14 protein-coding genes and 1 tRNA gene are annotated in these 20,539 nt (G+C 57.0%); 10 read left to right on the top strand and 5 right to left on the bottom strand.

All coding sequences use genetic code 11. The features are described 5' to 3' along the window. Window positions 1-145: 145 nt before the first annotated feature. The gene (locus AB1A64_RS14820; protein WP_366552111.1) at window positions 146-1,258 is read right to left on the bottom strand and encodes a PLP-dependent transferase; all 1,113 of its coding nucleotides are present in this window, start codon (window positions 1,256-1,258) and stop codon (window positions 146-148) included. Between the two features lie 252 nt (window positions 1,259-1,510). On the opposite strand from AB1A64_RS14820, the gene AB1A64_RS14825 reads away from it, so the two are divergent. From AB1A64_RS14825 to AB1A64_RS14840, 4 genes are read left to right on the top strand one after another with little or no spacing between them, the layout of a single operon-like run. Then, window positions 1,511-3,025 carry an FAD-binding domain-containing protein gene (locus AB1A64_RS14825; protein WP_366552112.1) on the top strand — a complete coding sequence of 505 codons (1,515 nt, stop codon included), beginning with the start codon at window positions 1,511-1,513 and terminating at the stop codon, window positions 3,023-3,025. After that, the gene (locus AB1A64_RS14830) at window positions 3,019-3,159 is read left to right on the top strand and encodes a DUF2256 domain-containing protein (protein WP_366552129.1); all 141 of its coding nucleotides are present in this window, start codon (window positions 3,019-3,021) and stop codon (window positions 3,157-3,159) included. The genes AB1A64_RS14825 and AB1A64_RS14830 overlap by 7 nt, the downstream gene beginning before the upstream one ends. Next, window positions 3,156-4,388 carry an FAD-binding domain-containing protein gene (locus AB1A64_RS14835; RefSeq protein ID WP_366552113.1) on the top strand — a complete coding sequence of 411 codons (1,233 nt, stop codon included), beginning with the start codon at window positions 3,156-3,158 and terminating at the stop codon, window positions 4,386-4,388. The genes AB1A64_RS14830 and AB1A64_RS14835 overlap by 4 nt, the downstream gene beginning before the upstream one ends. 20 nt (window positions 4,389-4,408) lie before the next feature. Then, a complete protein-coding gene (locus tag AB1A64_RS14840; RefSeq protein WP_366552114.1) occupies window positions 4,409-5,902 on the top strand; it encodes a cryptochrome/photolyase family protein in 1,494 nt (497 codons plus the stop codon). Window positions 5,903-6,140: 238 nt separating this feature from the next. Here the strand turns inward: AB1A64_RS14840 and AB1A64_RS14845 are convergent. Continuing rightward, window positions 6,141-6,230, bottom strand: a tRNA-Ser gene (locus AB1A64_RS14845). Between the two features lie 474 nt (window positions 6,231-6,704). Between AB1A64_RS14845 and AB1A64_RS14850 the strand changes: the two genes are divergently transcribed. Both AB1A64_RS14850 and AB1A64_RS14855 read left to right on the top strand, forming a co-directional pair. Then, the gene (locus AB1A64_RS14850; RefSeq protein WP_366552115.1) at window positions 6,705-7,577 is read left to right on the top strand and encodes a FecR domain-containing protein; all 873 of its coding nucleotides are present in this window, start codon (window positions 6,705-6,707) and stop codon (window positions 7,575-7,577) included. 106 nt (window positions 7,578-7,683) lie between these two features. Then, complete coding sequence (locus AB1A64_RS14855; RefSeq protein WP_366552116.1) at window positions 7,684-9,918, top strand: adenylate/guanylate cyclase domain-containing protein; 2,235 nt, start codon at window positions 7,684-7,686, stop codon at window positions 9,916-9,918. 18 nt (window positions 9,919-9,936) lie between these two features. Here AB1A64_RS14855 and AB1A64_RS14860 read toward each other — a convergent pair whose 3' ends face one another. The 3 genes from AB1A64_RS14860 to AB1A64_RS14870 form a co-directional block, all read right to left on the bottom strand. Beyond that, entirely contained in the window at window positions 9,937-13,122 is a 3,186-nt protein-coding gene (locus AB1A64_RS14860; RefSeq protein WP_366552117.1) for an AAA family ATPase, read from the bottom strand. A 136-nt stretch (window positions 13,123-13,258) separates the two neighbouring features. Continuing rightward, a complete protein-coding gene (locus AB1A64_RS14865; protein WP_366552118.1) occupies window positions 13,259-14,029 on the bottom strand; it encodes a pyridoxine 5'-phosphate synthase in 771 nt (256 codons plus the stop codon). A gap of 9 nt (window positions 14,030-14,038) precedes the next feature. Further along, complete coding sequence (locus AB1A64_RS14870; protein WP_366552119.1) at window positions 14,039-14,689, bottom strand: pyridoxamine 5'-phosphate oxidase family protein; 651 nt, start codon at window positions 14,687-14,689, stop codon at window positions 14,039-14,041. 60 nt (window positions 14,690-14,749) lie between these two features. Here AB1A64_RS14870 and AB1A64_RS14875 point away from each other — a divergent pair, with 60 nt between their 5' ends. The 4 genes from AB1A64_RS14875 to AB1A64_RS14890 all read left to right on the top strand — a co-directional run bounded on the left by AB1A64_RS14875 (window position 14,750) and on the right by AB1A64_RS14890 (window position 20,193). After that, window positions 14,750-16,186, top strand: coding sequence for a PLP-dependent aminotransferase family protein (locus AB1A64_RS14875; RefSeq protein WP_366552120.1), 1,437 nt, complete (start codon window positions 14,750-14,752; stop codon window positions 16,184-16,186). A 141-nt stretch (window positions 16,187-16,327) separates the two neighbouring features. After that, window positions 16,328-18,247 carry a DUF3604 domain-containing protein gene (locus tag AB1A64_RS14880; protein WP_366552121.1) on the top strand — a complete coding sequence of 640 codons (1,920 nt, stop codon included), beginning with the start codon at window positions 16,328-16,330 and terminating at the stop codon, window positions 18,245-18,247. Window positions 18,248-18,373: 126 nt separating this feature from the next. Further along, complete coding sequence (locus tag AB1A64_RS14885) at window positions 18,374-19,195, top strand: peptidyl-prolyl cis-trans isomerase (protein ID WP_366552122.1); 822 nt, start codon at window positions 18,374-18,376, stop codon at window positions 19,193-19,195. Then, entirely contained in the window at window positions 19,192-20,193 is a 1,002-nt protein-coding gene (locus AB1A64_RS14890; RefSeq protein WP_366552123.1) for a HupE/UreJ family protein, read from the top strand. The genes AB1A64_RS14885 and AB1A64_RS14890 overlap by 4 nt, the downstream gene beginning before the upstream one ends. Window positions 20,194-20,539 lie beyond the last annotated feature (346 nt).

Here is a 20,539-nt window from a genome sequence, read left to right on the forward strand (position 1 = left end):
AACCTTCAGACGAAATTTCTCGGAATGACCACCAACAATGACCGCTATCCGTTCCTAAGCCGTCTTCTGACCAAAAGACGCAGATGACTGCTTTGAACCCAACTTGCTCATTCGAAGGCGCTTAGCTAACATCTGTTCTCTTCCTTCAAGCAAAGGACATCAGCTCACGTAAACGCTTGATGATCACGTTGACTTCCCCATCTGTGAGCTGGACGAGTTCAAAAACGATTTCCGATTGCTCAACAAGGTGATCCATGACCCAGATTGAGGGTGATCCGGTGCGTAAATCGCCTGCTATTTTGGCTGCATTGATAGAATCGGATGTTGATACGAGGCGCAGGTGCGCTCGCTCAAAGGGGAGGTTAGTGGGGTCTGGGCGCGTTTGGGCAGTAACATTTTCGATTTCGTTGGCTGCAGCCACAAACCGCGATACTTTTGCTCTTTGCTCTAATACCCAGTTGTCCACGTTTAAGTGCTTTCGCAACTCTACGGCGGCGCTGACACCGAGAAGCGCTTCTTTAGAAGCTTTCATTCCCCGCCCAATCCCATTTTCTTGAGCTCGGACTGCACTGATGAGATCAGGTTGTCCTAAGACCAACCCCGAAGTTGGCGCACCCAGATATTTCTGACCGCTGATCAATACTGCGTCTGCTCCTGTATCGAGCAGTTCAGTTAATCGAAAATCTTGTGCGGCTCCGTCGATAATGGCTGGAACACCATGTCTGTGCGCTGCCGAGACTGCCTTTTCAAAGTCGATCGCCTTCGTTGTGGTAAGACGCGATGACACCAGCAGAAGGCAACAGGTGTTGGGCCTTGAACAAGCCTCATCAATGTCGATTTCGCTACAAGATGTTAGGGTGCCGGTTAGGACGGGTTCCGCACCGGCGAGCTTGACAGCCTGTTCGATCGGCTGCCCGTAGTTGACTGCGTGAGGTCGCGGAAGGACAACTCGGTTTTTCAATCCGCTCGTGAATGGAAGTCGCTCAATTAGCTTTTTGTTGGTACCAGTTATACAAGCTGCAACCGCCAGCGTAATTGCAGAGGCAACGCAATGCACAACTGTTGCCGCCGGTGCGCCGGTGGAGTCTGCAATGTGTTGTCCAACGGCGTCATGAAGCTCTCCCATCACGAAATATCGGCTCAGTGCTTCAGCCGCAGCATCGGAAACTTCTTTAGGGGAACGGGACACACCAAGCGGTGTGAAAACACCGCGGGCATTAATGATTTCCGAAAAGGACCTGTCGGCGGGCGTTGGCATTCTTCAACGATAGATCATTTCGGATCTTGCGCATAGAAAACAGACCTTGAACACATGTCCGTTTTGTCCGCGTAGCGGTCATTCTAGGAAGTTCGCACAATGTCTGCTCCGCGGACAAACCAGCTATTGAGATACTGATTGCCGACGGCCGCTTTGCGCGGAACGCGGCAACGATCACAAGTAGCCAAAGTTGAATATTAATCCATCGGAGTTAGCCATACGTACCCTCACAATAAACCCTATGGAGATATTGTGCAGGTTGTCTGGTTTAAACGCGATCTGCGGGTGGAAGATCATCCAGCATTGACGCAAGCAGCGCGCGTTGGTCCGATTTTGCCGTTGTATGTCGTGGAACGCGAACTTTGGATGCAGCCCGATATGTCAGCGCGCCAGTGGGGGTTTGTTGCGGAAACCCTTGCCCAATTGCGCGCAGATCTCGGCAGACTGGGCCAACCTCTTGTTTTGCGAACGGGACAAGTTACGGCGGTACTCTCCGAGTTGCGCGACAAGGGACTTGTCGAAGGGCTGTGGTCACATGAGGAGACTGGAAACAACTGGGCGTATCAGCGGGACATACAGGTTTCTGCCTGGTGCAGGGACAATGGCATACGATGGCATGAAGCTCAAAATCATGGCGTGTTTCGCAGGCTCAAATCGCGCGATGGGTGGGCGGAGAGTTGGGACATTCTCATGCGACAGCCGATGTCTGCTCCGGTCGCATTGGAACCTATCGAGATAGAACTTGGTGCTGTTCCAACCGCTCGCGACCTCGGCTTGCAGACCGATCCATGCGGGGCGCGGCAACTGGGCGGGCGGCGTGCAGGACTGGAACGGTTAGACAGCTTTTTGACTCATCGCGGGGAACACTATCAACGCGAAATGTCCAGTCCTGTTGCCGGGGCCGTCGCGTGTTCGCGCCTTTCGCCCTATCTTGCCTGGGGCGCTCTGTCGATGCGCGAGGTCTCGCAAGCGACCGAGAAACAACGAGCGAGCTTGCCACCCCAGGCCAAGGATTGGCGTAAGTCCCTTCGGTCATTTTCGGGTCGATTGCACTGGCATTGCCACTTTATCCAAAAGCTCGAAGACGAACCGCGTATCGAGTTTGAGAATTTGCACCGCCTCTACGATGGACTTCGGCCCAAAGAACCGGATGCCGCGCTGCTGGCCGATTGGACCAACGGTGAAACAGGATATCCGTTTCTGGACGCCTGCATGCGGTCCTTACGTGCCTCGGGATGGCTCAACTTCCGCATGCGCGCGATGATGATGGCCACGGCGAGTTACCATCTCTGGCTCGATTGGCGGGAACCGGGATTGCATTTGGCGCGCATGTTCACGGACTATGAACCGGGCATTCATTGGAGCCAGGTGCAGATGCAATCGGGAACCACCGGCATCAACACCGTGCGCATCTATAATCCCGTCAAACAGGGGTACGATCAGGATCCCCGAGGTGTGTTTATTCGAAAATGGATACCGGAACTGGCTGCAATCCCGGATCAACATATCCACGAGCCCTGGACGGCAACCAATGCGCCCGAGGTCATTGGCACCCTCTATCCAGAGCGGGTCTTTGACCATCTGGCCGCGGCCAAATTAGCGCGCGAGCGCGTTTGGGGCATTCGGCGTGGGCCTGAGTTTCGCAAGCAGGCGCAAGCGATTTCTGCAAAACACGCCAGCCGAAAGAACAGACGGGGGCCGCACAAGCGGGCGCCAGGCACGGATAATCCAGCACAGCTAAGTCTGCCCTTTGGAGATCCATCATGAAGAATCGCAAGAAAGCCGACCTGCCGCAGAAAATCTGCCCTGTCTGCCAACGCCCGTTCACCTGGCGCAAGAAATGGGCAAAGGATTGGGATGGGGTGAAATACTGCTCGAAAAAATGCAGGTCGGCCGCATGACCGAGGTATTTCCTGAGCTTGCGGACACGGCGGAACCGATCACGTTCCAGCCCACCCGCGCCGATGGCCTCAAAAGGCTGGAGCAGTTTTCGGCGCGTACCGGGCGGCACTATGCCCGAACACGCAACTATGATTTCGGAGCTGCACGGCGCAGCAACGTCTCGGGCCTATCGCCTTGGCTGCGGCACCGCTTGATCACCGAAGAAGAGGTGCTTGAACGGGTTCTGGCCGCGCATGGCAGCAGCGCCGCAGAAAAGTTCATCCAAGAAGTGTTTTGGCGCACTTACTTCAAGGGTTGGCTGGAGCAACGGCCAAGCGTTTGGTCGCACTACCAAAGGGATCTTATGCGCGCGCTCGAAAGGCTGGAGCGTGACGCCGCATTGGCGACCAGTTTCAAAGATGCCGTCGCCGGGAATACCGGCATAGACTGTTTTGATCATTGGGCGCGCGAACTGGTGGCAACCGGCTATCTGCACAACCATGCCCGCATGTGGTTTGCGTCAATTTGGGCCTTCACGCTACGCCTGCCGTGGCAGCTTGGCGCTGATTTCTTTCTGCGGCATCTGCTGGATGGCGATCCTGCGTCAAACACGCTGAGCTGGCGGTGGGTTGGGGGCCTGCATACCAAAGGTAAAACATATCTGGCGCGCCCCGATAACATCGCCAAATACACCGAAGGCCAGTTTCGGCCCCAGGGTTTGGCGGCCTTTGCCGAACCGCTGACAGAAATGACAGATCACATGCGGGTCCCTCTGGCCTTGCCTGACAGGCTGCCCGACACCCCATATCTTCTGCTCTTGACCGAAGAGGATCTGTCGGGCGCGGCACTAATGTCGTCTGTGCCCGCTGGCGCGATCGGTCTCAGCGCGACACATGGTCGTTCCCCAAATCCGATAGGCGCGACGGCACAGGCATTTGCCCTCGGCGCAATGAACGACGCTCTGGCTCCCTTCTCGCAGCATGCGGAAACGGCCGAGGATTGGGCGACCTCACTGATCAAAGCGGCAAAGGCCGCCGGCGTGTCGACCATTGCAACGGCCTACGCGCCCATAGGTCCCGTAAGGTCCCGATTGGATCGCGCAGAACCTGGCTTGAAAGAAGCTGGTATTTCTGTGCGCCGGGTTGTTCGAACATATGACGCTGTGGCTTGGCCGCACGCCAAAGCCGGTTTCTTCGGCCTGAGAAAGAAGATCCCATCCATCTTGAGCCAATTGAATTTGGCCACCTGACCAAGTCACGCGAACGCCCGATGCCCTCTGCCACCATCCTTCTGCCAAACCAGCTTTTTGCCGACCACCCAGGTCTTTCTACGTCGCCCGACCACGTCGTGCTGTTTGAGGATCCACTGTTCTTCGGCGATGCGATCTATCCTGCCAAAATGCACAAGCAAAAGCTGTGGCTGCACCGGGCCTCGATGGCACGGTATCGCGACGATCTGGTGGCGCAGGGCTTCAAAGCCACGGTCTGGACGTACGAGACAGAGGCCGGGGCGTGTATGCGGTTGTTTGAAGACCTGCGGCAGTGCGGTGTTGGTCAAGTCATCATGGCGGACCCGGTTGATTATATATGCGAAAAGCGGCTGCGAAGGGCGGCAGAAGCCACGAACATCACGCTTGATCTCCGGCCATCGCCTGGCTTTTTGAACGCGCGCGCCGACAATCTTGCATGGTCGGCAGGTCGCAAACGCTGGTTTATGGCCGAGTTCTACAAAAGCCAGCGCCGCCGTTTGAAGGTGTTGATGGAGGGCGATCAACCACGTGGCGGTCAGTGGAGCTTTGACGAAGACAACCGTAAAAAGGTCCCCAAAAGCCAACTGGCCAGTTTGCCTTGGATCGACTGGCCTGCCCATGATGCGGTGGATGAAAGCGCAAAGGCGCAAGTTCTGGCCGAGTTTCCAGAGGCTTTGGGCGATCTAGACACGCTCTATTATCCCACATCTCACAAGGCTGCGGCCGATTGGCTTGCCCAGTTTCTGGAAAGGCGTTTCGATCTTTTCGGCGACTACGAAGATGCCATCGTCGAAGGCGAAAGCTGGCTTTGGCACGCCGTGGTGACACCCGTTTTGAACATCGGGCTTTTGACACCTCAACAAGTGTTGGATGGAGCCTTGATGCATGCTGATCGTAGGGGTATCCCACTTAACTCGGTCGAAGGGTTCATCCGCCAGCTCATCGGCTGGCGCGAGTTCATGCGCGCCACGTACGAAGACCTTGGCGTACAGATGCGGACGACCAACCACTGGGGCCATACCCGTCCGATGCCGGATGCATTCTACCAGGGCACCACGGGAATTGATCCCTTGGATGATACAATCCAAAGGGTGCTCAAAACCGGATATTGTCACCATATCGAGCGGCTCATGGTTCTGGGCGGCTTCATGTTTCTGTGTGAGATCGACCCAGACGCGGTCTATCGCTGGTTTATGGAGATGTTCGTGGACAGCTACGATTGGGTTATGGTGCCCAACGCCTATGCGATGAGCCAACACGCCGATGGCGGGTTGATCACCACAAAGCCCTATTTTTCCGGATCAAATTACATTCGCAAAATGAGCCATTGGGGGAAAGGGCCCTGGGCGGATGTATGGGATGGTTTGTACTGGCGCTTTATCCTGAAGCACGCTGATAGACTTTCCAGCAATCCACGATGGGCCATGATGTGCCGCACGGCACAGCGCATGCCGCCGGACGTCAAAGAGCAACACGTCACGGCTGCTGAATCCTTTTTGGAACGCATGATATGACAAAAGGATCCACAACAAGGTACAGGCCAGAACCGTCGCCATGCCGACCCGTACCAAGATTCTCTACCAGCTTCCTGCTGAGCGCAGCCATGAAAATACCACAAAACATACCACTCAACGCAATACATTAAGGACCACTCAACAAAACTCAAGATAATACTATGAGATGGGAAGTGCTGATTATTTAAAGGAATATGGCATGATAGACAGGCCATGCCAATTCACCGAAATAGGTTGATGGCGGAGACGAAGGGATTCGAACCCTCGAGACCCTTCCGGGCCTACTCCCTTAGCAGGGGAGCGCCTTCGACCACTCGGCCACGTCTCCGCTGGCGGGTATATCCTTGCCTGTCACCCGGATACAAGGCGATTTTCTGTACCTCGTTCACTTTTCTCACATTCGTCACAATCACACCCACAATCAGCGGGAATTCGACGCCTTTGAGGGCCAAAAAGGGCAGTCGAATCTTCGCGAAGGAAATCTTCAAACAGCCCAATATGACACGCTCTGAACTGAAAACTTGCCAAATACACAGGCTATAAGGCATATTTGTATGGATTTATTAGCGCATAATTCAAAAATACGAATTTATTGAGGAGCAAACCGAGCGGTGAGCGCGATGCGCTCAGTACCTATCTGTGGGGGAAGGACGTTAGGTTGGCTTGGTTGAAATCGTTACTCATTGTTTGTTGTGTTTTGCTTCTGCCGTCACAGGCCTTAGCCAACATAGGAAAAGTCATCGGCGTCGAACAAGGCGCTGAATTAACGCGCGCAGGGAAATCGCAGCCCCTGCGCGCAGGGATGGAAGTTGCGTCAGGCGATTCCATATCCACCGACGGCAGCGGTCTGGTTCAGTTGGTTTTCGTTGATGAAACCAAGATCGCGATTGGCCCGAATGCTCGGATGACACTGGATGTGACAATGCTGCGCGGCAACAAAAAGGCCAAGAACTTCGCGGTTCAGGCCCTTGGCGGCAGTTTCCGCTTTATCTCTGGTAAAAGCAAAAAGCGCGCCTACTCGATTCAAACGCCCACTGCGACTATGGCCGTACGCGGAACGACTTTTGACATATGGGTCGCGCCCGGTGCGCAAAGTGCAATGCTGATCTTACAGGGCCGGGTAGAAATGTGTGGTCAGAACGGCACTTGCCAAGAGTCCGGGCGCAAATGCAACCTTCTCGCCACCACACAGAGTGGACGTATCGGGCGCTCTGTCGATCAGGAAAGTTACGAACAAGCGGTGAAAGAAGGGTTCCCCTTTGTTCAGTCACAAGAGCAATTGCTGATTCCATTGCAAACGGATGTGACGGGCTGCGGAAGGGACGCCGTGCCACCTCTGCCGCAACGATCAGAGGTCCCCGCATCCGACTCGGACTGGGGACCGCGTGAGGTTCAAAGCGCTGGGGCCTTCGGGTCGTCCCCGTCAAACAGCGGCGGCGTCGGCAGCGGCAATGGCGGCAGCGTCGGCAGCAGCACTGGCAGCAGCAACGGCAGTGGCGGCAATGTCGGAAACGGTAGCGGCAGTGGCGATGGCAGTGGCGGCTCGATCGGCGGCGGTTCCGGCAGCGGCGGGCCAGGCAGCGGTGGCACGATTGGGGGTGGCGGAACAGGGGGATTTGGCGGCGGCAGCGGCAGTGGCACCACTGGTGGTAACGGCGGCAATAGCGGCGGTTGAGCAAACACAGGCCCCGCTGCATGACATCAGATCAGTCGTTGTCGCAGAAAAATGCGCACATCCCGTTTAGGTCCGTCCGGGCTGACCACGATATTCGGAGGCAAACGTGACCGGGAAGCCCAAAGAACGAACAGGGCGGCGGCGGGCCTTCCAGCTGGTCGGGCTGGGCCTGATCCTTTTCGGGTGCTTTGTCCGTGTTCTCGATCCGTATCCGGTGCGGATGACACGGCTGATCTATTTCGACATTCTCCAACGCATCTCACCCCGCGAATACAACCCTGATTTGCCGGTCCGCGTGGTGGATATCGACGAACAGTCGCTGGCAAACTGGGGGCAATGGCCCTGGCCCCGAACCCTTTTGGCACAGATGGTCCAGAACCTGGGTGAATATGGGGCCGCCGCTATCGCCTTTGACATTCTGTTCGTCGAACCTGACAGGTTCTCGCCTGCACGTTTGCTGGAAGAACCCTCGCTTTCTGGGGTGTTGTCAGTTGAGCGCCACGCCGAGAAGCTGGACCATGACGTGCTGTTCGGAATGGAGATCGCCAATTGGCCGGTTGTATTAGGCGCAGCTGCCCGGCAATCCAGCGACGGTAGGCACGTCACGCCGATGGTCGGGATCATCGAAATTGGGGAATCGCCGACCTCGGGGCTGGTTACCGTTCCTCATTGGACCCCACCCGCCCCACCGCTGGATCGGACAGCGGCAGGCATCGGAGGGGTCAATGTCTCACCCCTTGGCGGTATGGGCATCGTGCGCCGCGTGCCTATCTTGTGGGGCGGGCCGGATGGTGCGCTGCCGGGGCTGGGGGTTGAGGCGCTAAGGGTTGCCATAGACGAACCCGTCATCATTGCCGAAGGCATGCCGGATGAGGCCGGTATCATGCTGGCGGTCGAGATCGGCCAGTTCCGCCTGCCAACCACCGAAAACGGCGAGGTCTGGGTCAGGTACAGGCGCGATAATCCGGACCTGTATCTGTCGGCTGATGATATCATGCAGCCACAGGATAATCCCGATCTGCGCGCCGAAATCGAAGGGCGGATCATTCTGGTCGGCACGTCGGCCGCCGGATTGTTCGATATGCACCAGACACCTTTGGGCGAATCCGTTCCGGGCGTCTCGATCCATGCGCAAATTCTTGAACAGGTCCTGACCGACGAAATGCTAAGCCGCTCGGATGTGACGTCGGCGCTTGAACTGCTGTCTTTCGTCATTCTTGGCGTAGTGGTCACGGCCGTTATGGCGCGGTTCGGGGCGGTTGCGTCATTTGTTGCAGGTGGCGTGGCGGCGGCGGTTGTCCTTGGCATCAGTTGGCTGGCATTCCAGCACCAACTGGTTCTGTTCGACGTTACCTTTCCGCTAATGGGGGGCATGGCAAATTTCGGCCTGCTGGCGGGCTATCTGTTCATCTCGACCGAGCGCGAAAAACGTGTGATCCGACAGATTTTTTCCCACTATGTCGCGCCCGAGATTCTGGATGAAATTGAGGTGTCGGGGCATCAGCTTCAACTGGGCGGTGAGACACAAGAGATCACCGTCATGTTCTCGGATATCCGGGGCTTTACACCTTTGTCCGAGTCGGTTTCGGCCACCGATCTCGTCACCTTGTTGAATCAACTGTTTTCTCAGATCGGCGACCAGATATTGCTGGAACGGGGCACCATAGACAAATTCATCGGTGACGCGGTGATGGCCTTTTGGAACGCCCCCCTGCCGGTCGAAGATCACCCGTGCCGTGCCGCAAAGGCGGCGCTGTTGATGCGACGGGCGCTGGTAGAGTTCAACGCCTCGGACGTCATGCAGGGGCGGCCGCCTATTGCGCTGGCGACTGGTTGTGCCACGGGTCGGGCCTGCGTCGGCAATATCGGATCAAAGCGCAGGTTTAACTATACCGTCATCGGGGATGTGGTGAACGTCGCCGCGCGGATCGAACAAAGCTGCCGCCATGTGGACTATGACATCGTTGTCTCAAGTTCGGTGTATGAGAAAACGCGGCACGAAATGGCGATGCTTGAGGCCGGATATGTCGACCTTAAGGGACGAACCGACCTGGAACCCGTATTCGTGCTGGTTGGCAATCAAGACGTACTGGAAACCCCTGAATTTCAGAAATTGGAAGCAACCCACCAAAGGCTGATCGCGGCCATTCGGGACCGGCACCCTCAGGACCGGATTGAACGAATATGCGAGGATTGCATCGAACAAGCCCACCATATCGAACCCGGATTGATGAAGTTCTATTACGCGCTGTCCGGCAGGGCCGCCGATTTCCGGTCGGATTTCCAATCCAATCAGTTGATCTTCAGCCACCAAAGACGCGCCCGAAAACCCTCAGCCTGAGCAATTTGAATAGAAAGGCTATGCCAATTCCGCCAGCGCCGTATCAATGCGTGTCAGCATCGGAGATCGCCCTGCAGACTCGACGATGACGCGGGCCCGGCTTAGATGCTCGATAGCCTGCGCCTTCTTTTTCTTCGCCTTGTACAACAGCCCCATGATCATATCACAGCGCGCGATATAGTGGCCCTTTTGGTCGAATTGAGGGTTCTTGCGCACCTGCTCGACCATCGCGATCAGACGTTTTTTTCCAAACAGCATAACCCAAAGGATCGACCGGAAATTTCGAAACAGAACCCCCAGCGAACCGCCGCCTTCACCAGTTAGGATGGCCAGGTACATCTCGCACAGAAACAGACGGGCCCAGTCAGCGGAAATCTGGGTGCCCTCGTCGGTACGTTTCTGAATGGCGCATTCAATCTGGCGCAACCCGTCCGTGATCCGACCGTTTAGCGCGTAGGCCACCCCCAGCATCGCCGCGGGCCCGAAGGTGAACAGCGTCCACCCCTTTTCGTCGCACGCCTTGATGTGGTTTTGAACCAACTCGGTCACGCCCTGCACTTCCTGCGGCACCATGGCCCCTACTCTGGCTGCTTCGGCTATGGCCAGCTCAAACTGGACCTTTGACGCTTTGCGCGCCTTCTCAGCCATTTCAAGCGCCAGTTCGTGATCATCGGTGACCATCGCGATCAGCGCCTTCATGGCGGTTCCATAACCCAGCGCACGCGGGTCGTTTTTGGCTTTTCCCAAGGCGATCATTCGATCCGATGCGGCATGCGCCCGCGCCACCCGCCCCCGCGTCAGTTCGTTCCAACCAACAGTGGCCTGATAAAAATTGTGGATATAGGCGTCGTCGATCTGTTCCAGCACAGCCTCGACATCGCGTTTTCGCGCCTCGAAACGGTCATTGTCGATCGACGCGTGATATATCGAGACCGACAGCTCATTCACCATGGCATACGCCTTGGAGGCCGGGTCATTCAGACGACCGGCCATGTCTGTCAGTTCCTGTTGAACCCAATGCGCCTTGTGGTACTTGCCATTGCAGACCAGACAAGAGACATAGTGGTGCAGGAACAGCGCGTGATCCTGACTGTCACCGATCTTTTGCAGGATCGGACGCACTGTCCCGGCTAGTTCGATAATCTTTTTGACCCGCAGTGAGATATTGGAACACAGTGCGAAACTGGCCATGAACCCGGCGAATTCGGCATCTGTGGCGCAGCTTGGGTCGTTTTGGTACAGCTCAAGAGCGTCAACAAAATAACGATTGGCTTCGTCCAGCGAATAAACGCCCAGGCATTTATCACCAGCCATTGCACTGTAGTGAAACGCCTGATCTGCCCGATCTGTCTGTCCATAGTGAAAAGCCAGCACCTCAGCGGCCTCGTGCAACCGGTTGGCGTTGCGCACCTCCAATGCCTCGGCAACGGCAAGATGCAGGTCGGATCGGCGGGACAGAACCAGGCTTTGATAGACCGAATCCCGCAGTAGCACATGTTTGAAGATGTAATCCGACGAGTTCGGCTCGCGGTACAGCACATCCTGTGCTTGCAGACGTTGCAGGGCGCCACCGGTTGCTTCGACCGTCTCGCTGATCTGGGACAACAGGCCGGGATCAAAGCGGCGACCAATCACGGCCGCGGCCTGCAGCAAGGCGCGATCTTCGGGATCAAGCCGTTCAATTCTGGCTGTCAAAAGGCTGCGCATGGTGACGGGCAACCCGCTGTCGCTGATATCCGCTTCGATATGGGCGCGGCCATTTTTGACGCGCAAAACTCCCTGATCCAGCAGAAAGCTCAGGATTTCTTCGCCAAACAGTGGATTTCCGCCGGCACGGTCCGCGAGCTGTTCGGCCAACCCCTCGGGCAGAGCGTCCACTCCAAGACGGTTTTGCGCCAGGGTGGCAAGGTCTTCGACCCTCAGCGGGCGTAGCGCCACGGTTGTCACCCCGGCCATGTTTTGCCAATCCGGCGTATATTCGGGTCGCCGTGTCTGGATGATCAGCAAGTTCGACAGACCCGGAGCCTCGACCATATTCGCCAGCAAATCCTTTGACGCGCTGTCGATCCAATGGCCATCTTCGATCAGCAGAACAACCTGGCTCCGGATGCATTTCAGGCGCAGCAACTCGGTCAGCAACTCGCGAATGCGCAGGCCGATCAGAACTCCGTCGAGACCGTCCAGAGCCCCCTCGGGCGGCGTGAGCCCCAGGAAATTCATCATCAACCCAAGGTTCTGTTGCGTGAACAACCCGGATTTTTTCAGCCCCGCCTCAAGCTTGGCCCGAACCCGCAGCGGGTTGTCGGCATCAGTGATGAGAAATGAGTTTCGCGTGATTTCCAGAAACGGCAGAAACGGAACCTGCTGGCCATCGGCAAAGCAGTTTCCCGTCAGGACCGAGACCTCTTCCGTGGGTAGACGATGAAGAAACTCGAACACCAGCCGCGTTTTGCCCAACCCCGGCTCGGCAACCAAATCAATCACGGACCGGGTTTCTTTCGCACGTTCAAGCGCGCTGGACATCCTGCTTAGTTCGTCGGTTCGGCCGACGTAGCCGCTCAACCCTTGCGCCACTGATGCGTCGAACCGGGTTGCGTCGGGGTGAACGGCCTGCAACTGCCACAGCTTTTGCGGCGCGGACAAACCCTTGATCTGATGTTTGCCGAAAAAGCCAAGCTCGGTCACCCATTCGACAAGCCCCCGCGTGGTGTCACAGATCAGGCTGCTGCCCGACGGGGCAAGATTTTCAAGCCTCGCGGCCAGATTCACCGTACTGCCCACAGCGGTCGTCGGGCCGCTCTCGCCCTGGACCGTCGCCATCAGAACCGTGCCGGAACTGATCCCAACACGCACCTTCGGGCGGACACCAAATCGCGCTTCGATATCTGCAGCGGACGCTTCGAATGCCGCATGGATCGACATGGCAGCCCGGCAAGCCCGCAGTGCGGTATCTTCGGCCGCGTCGGGGATGCCGAACAGCGCCATGATGCTGTCGCCAGCAAAATCGCGCACCGTTCCACCGTGGGCCTCGACCGCCCGGACCAGCGTATCGTAAGTCAGCCGAACAAAGCCCAACGCCTGTTCTTCCCCAAGCGATGCAACAATTGCGGTATAGCCGACCATATCCGCAAACAGCACCGTGACCTGACGCCGTTGCTCGCTATCTGCTTGTTCCCGCTTAGGTTTATCCGCAATCTTCCCCATACCTGCAAAGGTGTACTACAGCCAATCCAGGCTCGCCAGTATTTGCAGATGAATTGCCGCAAAGGCTTATTCAAATAGCAGTGAAAATGTCACGCCAAAAGCCGGGTGAGACCATGGTCGGCGTCACCTGTCTGCTTCAGACAGTTTCCACCCGCAGATCATCTGCCTGAGGGATACTGCAAACCCCAAGATACCGGCGAACCGTCTCAGCCACTCCAAAGGTTAGGGAATCGCAGAACAAAGCGTGCCCGATGGACACTTCGGCAATCGACGGAATCCGGGCGATCAGTTTGCGCGTGCTACTGACCGTCAGATCGTGGCCCGCATTGACCTTGAGCCCTTGCGCCGCGGCCGCTGTCGATGCGGCGGCCAGACGGTCAAGTTCCCGCGTCTCAGCGACTGGGTCGTCATAAGATCCGCCGAACGGGCCGGTATAAAGTTCAACCCGATCTGTTCCGGTCATCGCGGCATGGGGCATGTGCGCTGCCTCCGGGTCGCAGAACAGCGACACGCGGCGACCGTTCGCCTGTAACCCGGCAACCACATCCGCAAGCATCGCGCCCTGTGCCGGGAAATCCCAACCATGATCACTTGTCGCCTGACCCGGATCATCGGGCACCAACGTCACTTGATCCGCGCGCACCTGCTGCACCAGCGACAGAAACCGCACATCTGGATAGCCTTCGACATTCAACTCTCGATCTGGGAATTCCGCGTCAAGCATGGCGCGCAACCCGCGCACGTCATCGGCACGGGTGTGACGCTCATCCGGTCGGGGATGCACCGTCACGCCCGCCGCGCCCGCGTTCAAGGCGATCCTGGCCAGACCGATCAAATCCGGCCAGGGGTGTTCACGCCGGTTGCGCAAAAGGGCCGCAACATTCAGATTTACCGAGAGCTCCGTCATCACCCTGCCCTACAGTCGAAAGGTTTGCACATGTTCGGGCACCGGCACGCCGTCGATGTTCCGCGGATCGGGGATCGGATCACCGACCGAGGTATGGACGGGAATGACCCCGGCCCAGATGGGCAGATCATAATCCTCTTCCTCGTCATTTGGGCCGCCCGTGCGGACCTTGGCGCTGCCTTCCGATATATCCATGCCCAGCACCATTGTTGCCTTCAAGTCCTGCGCGTGATCGGGCCGCAGGCTTTCATAACGCCCCGGGAACAGGCCGTTCACGAACCGGCCCAACTTGTCCAGCTTTTCAGTCGGGTCTTCAACCTTGACAGCGGTGCCAAACAACGTGACCGACCGCGAGTTGACGGAATGATGCATACCTGACCGAGCCAAGACAAACCCATCCAGAATTGCGACCGACAGACAAACCTGCGCATCGCGGGAATTGCGCAGCGCACGACTGGCCGAGGAGCCATGCCAATAGATGCGATTGCCTTCGCGCCATTGCAGGGTCGGCGTGACAAAGGGTTTTCCATCAATCACATAACCCACGCTGCACATGGGTTGGGCATCCAGAATGCTGTTGATGGTGGCACGGTCGAAATGCCCCCGCTCATGCGATCGGCGCAGGCGGGATCTGTCGGTGATGTTTAAAGTCTGGTTCATGGTCATAGCTCAGGTTTGATCTTGCTATGACTGTAGTGCCCGGGTATTGGATATTTTCAAATGTCCAATTTTGAAACTTTTTCTAAGGCCAATTTAAATCGCGATCTTTTTGCGATCTCGTTGGATGCATCGCTGAAGACCTCGCTGCAGGCACAGCTGCTTGAGGCGCTGCGCGGTCTCATATCCTCGTCCCCTGATCTGGTTGGGGCGCGGCTGCCAGCCAGCCGCACACTGGCATCCGAGTTGTCGATATCCAGAACAACGGTTCAGGCCGTCTATGACCAGATGATCAGCGAAGGGTATCTGGTCACCCGACAAGGCAGCGGCACCTATGTCGCCAGCGAGATCACCCACTTGTCACAACCGCAGCCCATCCCCCGCCCGGCGGGTCCAAAGACCCAGAAATGGCAGCCCTTTCAAACCGGTCTGCCGGATCAATCCCTGCTGCCGCACAAACAATGGGCCCGCCACCTTGAACGCGCATGGCGCAGCCCAACGCCCGAGCTTTTGGCGCGAGCGGACCCTTTGGGTTGGTATCCGCTGCGCGCGGCCATCTCGGACCACCTTGCCGCGTGGCGACACTTGTCCTGTGATCCGGGGCAGGTTGTGATCACTTCGGGTGCACGCGAAGCCTTCGAGGTGATTTTCCACGGGCTGCTTGGTGCGGGCAAACAGGTCGCGATCGAAGACCCATGCTGGCCGAAACTGCGCACGATCCTGACGGATACAGGAAACGTAGCTTGCCCCGTGCGTATCGATCAGGACGGGCTGGATGTGACGCGCCTTCCCCAAAAGGCCCATGCCACAATCGTCACGCCCTCGCGGCATTATCCAACAGGGGTCAGCTTGCCCTTGCCCCGCCGGGTCGCCTTGCTGGATTGGGCCAGACAAACCGGTGCGGTGGTGATCGAGGACGACTACGACAGCGAATTCCGCTATCGGGGGCAACCTTTGCCATCGCTTTCGGGGTTGGATGGCCTCAAAGACACGATCTACCTTGGCAGCTTTTCAAAACTCGTCAGCCCGGCGCTTAGGATCGGGTATCTGGTTGTGCCCAAACGCATGCTGCAAAGCACGCGAGCCTATCTTGATCGTGTGGGGCCACGCGCCTCGCTGATCCCGCAACCCGCCTTGGCGACATTCATGAACAGCGGTGAATTTGCCATGCATTTGAGACGCATGCGCCGCGTCTACGCGCGACGTCAGGGCCATCTGCTCAGCAAGCTCGCCCTCGTCTGTGACTTGCTGGAACTTCAGCCCGACTCGTCGGGCATGCATCTTTGCGTTGCACTTCGCACGGCCCTGGCGGCCCGAATGTCCGACATTGAAATCAGCCAGAGGGCCGGGGAAAATGGACTGCGTATCAGCGCGCTGTCAGACCAATGTGTGTTGCCGCAAAAGATGCAGGGCCTTCTGCTAGGTTACGCGGCGTTTGACGAAGATACCCTGTCAGACGCGTCGGATCGGCTGGTTTCTCTTATACAGTCGCCACTTTGAAACAGGCCACGCCGCCTGCTGGGTAATGGCCAAAAAAGTTTTTCACACGTGAAGCACTCAACATGATATCGTCAAATTAGAATATATAATACCAACATTTCATAGGATAATTCCGCGAACTCTGTGAATGGGGAGGTTCACATGCTTCGACTGTCTATCTGCTTACTTACTTTGGTCTCAGCCCCAGCAACCGCCATTGCTGATGCAGTTCCCTCCAAGGAAGCTGCCGAGGGGATGTTTGCCGAGCGCCCCTTTTCACCCTACGCCAATCGCACTTTCCCCGAGCGCCCGCTTTGGGGCGACACCCATTTGCATACTGGGTTGTCGCTGGATGCCGGCGCATTCGGCAACACGCTGCTGCCTGACGACGCATGGCGATTTGCCAAGGGCGAGCAGGTGATTTCCTCAACCGGGCAACCGGTCAGACTGGCCAGACCGCTGGATTGGATGGTTCTGACCGATCATACTGACCTGATGGGTTTTGCGCCCGATCTGCAAGCGGGCAAACCCGGTGTGATCTCAGACCCGAAAGGGTTGGAATGGTACGAAGGATACAAGGCCGGTGGCGAAGAAGCCGGTAAAGCAGCCTTCGACATCATCACAAACTTCTCTCAGATGACGTTGCCGGAGATTTTGCTGGAGTCCTACAGTCCGGGGGCAGATGCCTTTGCGTTCACTTGGGAACATATCGTCTTGGCCGCGGAACGGCACAACGATCCCGGTCAATTCACCGCATTTATTGGCTTCGAATGGACCTCGGTGCCCAAGGGCTTCAACCTACACCGGAATGTTATGTTGCGCGACGGACCAATCCGAGCATTGCAGGTTGTTCCGCCAGTGACACAGCCACCCTACGGTAACACCGATCCCAAGGCACTTTATTCTTGGCTGGAGGATTACGAGGCAAAAACCGGCGGCCGGGCGGTGGCTTTCGCCCATAACGGCAACCTGTCGAACGGCTGGATGTTCCCAACAGAAGACACGTATCACGGCGGCAAGGTTGACGAAGAATACGTCCAGAACCGCGCAAGGTGGGAGCCTCATTACGAGGTCACGCAAATCAAAGGAGACGGCGAGGCCCACCCGTATCTCAGCCCGGATGACCCCTTTGCCGACTATGAGAACTGGGATGTCGGTAACCTCGATATCACCGAGTTGAAAACTGAGGACATGCTGGCGGGTGAGTATGCGCGCGAAGCCCTCAAGCGCGGCCTGATGCTTGAAGAGAAGTTCGGCGTGAATCCTTATAAATTCGGGATGGGCGGCGCGACTGACAGCCATACCTCGCTGGCAACCGCCGAAGAAGACAACTTTTTTGGAAAATCCGTCAGTGTGGAGCCGTCGGCCACCCGGATACAACATCCCTTTATTGCCAATGAACTGGGCGAGATACCGGGCGATCTGCTGGTCGCCTCGGGCTACACGGCTGTCTGGGCCACTGAAAACACACGCTCGGCCATTTTCGATGCGTTCAAGCGCCGCGAAACCTACGCGACCACCGGTCCTCGGATCGGCTTGCGATTCTTTGGCGGCTGGGCGTTTGATGAGGGCGACCTTGAGACGCGCTTTCTGGCGGATGTCGGTTACACGAAGGGTGTCCCCATGGGAGGTGACCTGCGCCCGCGCGAAGGCGATGGCGCACCGAATTTCTTGATCGGTGCTCTGCGCGACCCGATCGGTGCAAATCTGGATCGGGTTCAGGTCGTCAAGGGATGGCTAGATGCAGACGGAGCGATGCAGGAAAAGGTCTATAATGTCGCCTGGTCTGATGATCGGGCACAGGATGCAGACGGCAACCTGCCCGAGGTCGGTAACACTGTGGATGTGGAAACCGCAAGCTGGAGCAATACAATCGGCGCGTCCGAGTTGATCACCGTTTGGTCCGACCCGGATTTCGACCCGAATGAACGGGCCTTTTATTATGTCAGGGTTCTGGAAATTCCGACCCCGCGTTGGTTGTTATACGACAAGTTGCGGTTTGGCATTGAGCTGCCTGAAAACGCGCAACTGATCCATCAGGAACGCGCCTATTCCTCGCCGATATGGTACACCCCCGGGTGAATGGCCATTTTTGAAGAACCACCACTGCTTTGGAATATAAGAGTAATTTCTCAGCAGCCTGTTTGACTTGTTACTAGACCCGCCACTACTATTGAGGCGGGTCTGAAAGCGTCTTCGGAACTAAGCATGCATATTTTTAAAGAACCCCTGTTCCACTTTATTCTGATCGGAGCAGCCATCTTTGGCTGGTTTGCCATTGTGGGCCCAAAGGACGAAGACGTTGAACGGGGCGATGCAATTGTTATCGACGACACTGATATCGCGCTTTTGGTCAGCCGCTTTGAAACAACCTGGAAACGCCCACCCAATGACACCGAGTTGCAGGCGTTGATCGACGCCTTGGTGCGTGAGGAAATTCTGGTGCGCGAGGCGCGCAATCTGGGGTTGGATCGCGGGGATCAGGTAATCCGGGCAAGGTTGGCACAAAAGATGGATTTCCTGTCGGATGCAATCGCCGCCTCGGTAGACCCCGAAGATGCTGTGCTTGAAGCTTATGTCGCGGCAAACCCGGCACGCTTCACTAAACCTCGGCAGATGGCATTCGATCAGGTGTATCTGGGCGATCAGCCGATGCCCGAGGATGTGGACACCGCGCTTACCGCACTAACAGCGGGCGGGGAATGGTCAGAGATTGGTGTACGATCCCTGATGCCTCGATCAATGCTGCTGTCGCCCCCCAGCGCCGTCGATGCCGCATTTGGCCCGGGGTTTTCGGCTGCGCTGGTCCCTTTAGAACCGGGCGTCTGGGCCGGGCCGATTCAATCGGGATATGGGATGCATCTGGTCCGTGTCACCGAAACGCGCCCCGAATATCTGCCGCCACTTACGGACATTCGCGATGCGGTTCTGATAGCGTGGCGTCGGGACACGGCCGAGGAGCTGGCGCAGGCGCAATACGAAATCCTTGCCGCGCAGTACCGGGTTGAAACACCGGGGTCCGGTGAATGAGGGCGCTGTTTTGCTTGATAATAGCAATCTGGTTGGTCTGCACCCCAAAGCCTGGCAATACACACGCGCTTGAACCCGGATATCTGGACCTTCGCCAATTGACGTCAGGCACCTGGCAAGTTCTGTGGCGCATACCGGATGTAAACGGTCACCCCATGGGGATCGACGCGATCCTGCCCGAAGCTTGCGCGCCATCGCACGGGCCACCGCCAATCTTCGACTCGGTTGCTTGGGTGTCCTCTTGGGTTACCGAATGCGCGGCCGAGATCGAAGGACACACAGTCACGATCCGGGGCCTCGAACGACAAAACAATGATGTTCTTCTACGCGTTCAGCCACTGGATTCTGCAATTGCCACCCTCCGGTTCACGCCTGAAGAGCCGACCCTGACTTTGCCAATGGATCCAACCACATGGTCCGTTTTCATCAGCTATTTCTGGCTTGGCTTCGAGCATATCCTGGAAGGGTGGGACCACCTTCTGTTTGTCTTCGCCTTGTTCATTCTGGTGCGCGATCCTTGGCGGCTGGTCGGCGCAGTGACGGCCTTTACAGTCGCGCATTCGATCACGCTGGCAATGGCAACGCTGGGGGTGCTGCACGTTCCTGCCGCCCCGGTCGAAGCGGTGATTGCCCTGTCGATCGTGTTCCTGGCCCTGGAAATTCTCAAACACAAAGAAGGGCGTATCAGACTGTCCGAGCAATACCCATGGATTGTCTGCTTTTGTTTTGGGCTGCTACACGGGCTGGGTTTCGCCGGTGCCCTGTCCGAGATCGGCTTGCCCTCTCAGGATATCCCAGCTGCACTTCTGGCCTTTAACCTTGGTGTCGAGGCCGGACAACTTACCTTTATTGCGGGCCTGTCAGTAGGAATGTTTCTGTGGCGTCAGGTGGCGCGCTTTAATCCATCACGGCTGAGCGAGGTTACCCGACCAATCACTGGCTATCTCATCGGCAGCGTGTCGGTCTATTGGCTGATCGAGCGTGTCAGTGGGTTTTAGGCTTTTGATCCCAGGGACTGACGTCAGCGGTTTTGTGGATTGTTTTAGAAAGAGCGGGTTTTTCTCAGCTAGGCATGGAAGACTTTTTCGATTTTCTGGTCACTTGCGAGTTCACCTAGAGCTTGAGAATTCATGATGCCTGTATCCTTTTTCGGACATCATAAACTGCCAGGTATGAGCTGATCAGGGGTGATTTAGGGGGTCAGATGCAACGCTTACATTCCGACGCTGGTTGCGGGATTAGGATTTGAAGCTACGGTCCAGCGCTTTGCGCGTTCGTCAGGTAATCGATCCACTGGATCGATTTCTGTTCTTCCTCACCCTTCAGGTTATGAGCCTGCCGAGG

The organism is Ruegeria sp. ANG10, assembly GCF_040705255.1.
Lineage (GTDB): Bacteria > Pseudomonadota > Alphaproteobacteria > Rhodobacterales > Rhodobacteraceae > Ruegeria.